A 1,667-nucleotide genomic window follows, 5' to 3' on the forward strand; every position below is an offset into this window, starting at 1 on the left:
CCTCGCCGTTTCGGTTGGGGTGCGGCTGAGGGTTGGGTAGAAACGCAAAAGTGCCTCCCTGAGCTGGGACGATGGACCTTGTCTAGGGGTTCGGTCGTCGCCAGAGGAAGGCACTTTCTGCGTGAAGGATATCGGTTCGCGGCCCCGGCTTGTGGTGTCCACTGACGGGTCGGGGGTGGTCGGGCACGCCGGAGCGCGTTTGCTGGCGGACCTCGCCGAAGCGACCGGGCTGACGGCGGCGTATTCCACCGTGCTCCGGCCGCTTCGGCCGCGCGGCACCGGCCATGACCCAGGCCGGATCGCCACCGATCTCGCAGTGATGCTCGCCGACGGCGGCGAGGCGATCGCGGATCTGGCCGTTCTGCGGGACCAGCGCGAGGTGTTCGGCCCGGTGGCCTCCACACCGACGGCTTGGCGGCTGCTGGCCGCCGTCGACGAACGCATACTGGACCGCCTACGGTCGGCCCGCGCCGCAGCCCGGGAGGTGGCCTGGCTGCAGGCCGCCGAGACCCGCACCGCGATACCCGCAGTGAAGGCCGGCGGACGCGAACTGCCCGGCCTGGTCCTGGACCTCGATGCCACGCTGGTCACCTGCCACTCCGAGAAAGACCAGGCCGCACCCACCTACAAAGGCGGCTTCGGGTTCCACCCGTTGCTGTGTTTCCTGGCCAACACCGGCGAGGCGATGTCCGGGCTGATGCGGCCTGGCAACGCCGGAGCCAACACCGCCGCCGATCACATCACCGTGCTCGACCAGGCCCTCGCGCAGATCCCCGACGCCCACCGGCACGGCACCGACATCCTGGTCCGCACCGACAGCGCGGGCAGCGCGAAGGCGTTCCTCACGCATCTCCGCGCCTTGCGTGACAACGGCCTTCACCTGCGTTTCTCGGTCGGATACGCGGTCACCGCACCGGTCCGCCGCGCGATCCGCGCCCTGCCCGAACAGGTCTGGCACCCCGCCCTGGACGCCGACGGGACCCTGCGTGAGTCCGCCGAGGTCGCCGAGCTGACCGGCCTGGTCGACCTGAGCGGCTACCCGGCCGGCACTCGCATCATCGTGCGCCGCGAACGCCCGCACCCCGGAGCCCAGCTCTCCTTGTTCGACAGTGACGAGGGCCTGCGGCACCAGGCCTTCCTCACCGACACCCCGTACTCCGGCGGCGGCTCGGCCCAGTTCCTGGAGGTCCGCCACCGTGGTCACGCCACCGTCGAGGACCACATCCGGTGCGGCAAGACCACCGGCCTCGGACGCTTCCCATCCCGCCTGTTCTCCGTCAACGCCGCCTGGCTCGAGCTCAGCCTCGCGGCCATCGACCTTCTGGCCTGGACCCGCGTCCTGCTGCTGGACGGCGAGCTGGCTACCGCCGAACCCAAGAAACTCCGCTACCGGATCCTGCACGTCGCTGCCCGTCTCACCCGCGGCGGCCGTCGCCTCCACCTGCGGATCGCAGCAACCTGGCCCTGGCGACACCAACTTGCCGCCGCCTTCCACCGTCTGACCGCCCTACCCCGCCCCGCCAACTGACCAGCCGCCCCGGCCACCTACGACACGAAAGACCTTGGAGAACCCGACCAACGCGCCGGGTCCCCACCATGCCCACCGCCCGATACCGCCTCGCTCGACCCCACGGCGTCACCTCGTCAACCCAAGCGAAACAGCGAGG

1 protein-coding gene is annotated in these 1,667 nt (G+C 70.5%); it reads left to right on the forward strand.

Annotated elements, in window-relative coordinates; translation table 11 throughout:
* The first annotated feature begins 121 nt into the window (after positions 1 to 121).
* Positions 122 to 1,528, forward strand: a complete 1,407-nt coding sequence (locus ACWCP0_RS42050) for an IS1380 family transposase (RefSeq protein WP_451083977.1) — start codon at positions 122 to 124, stop codon at positions 1,526 to 1,528.
* Positions 1,529 to 1,667 lie beyond the last annotated feature (139 nt).

The organism is Streptomyces sp. NPDC001970 (assembly GCF_053594115.1).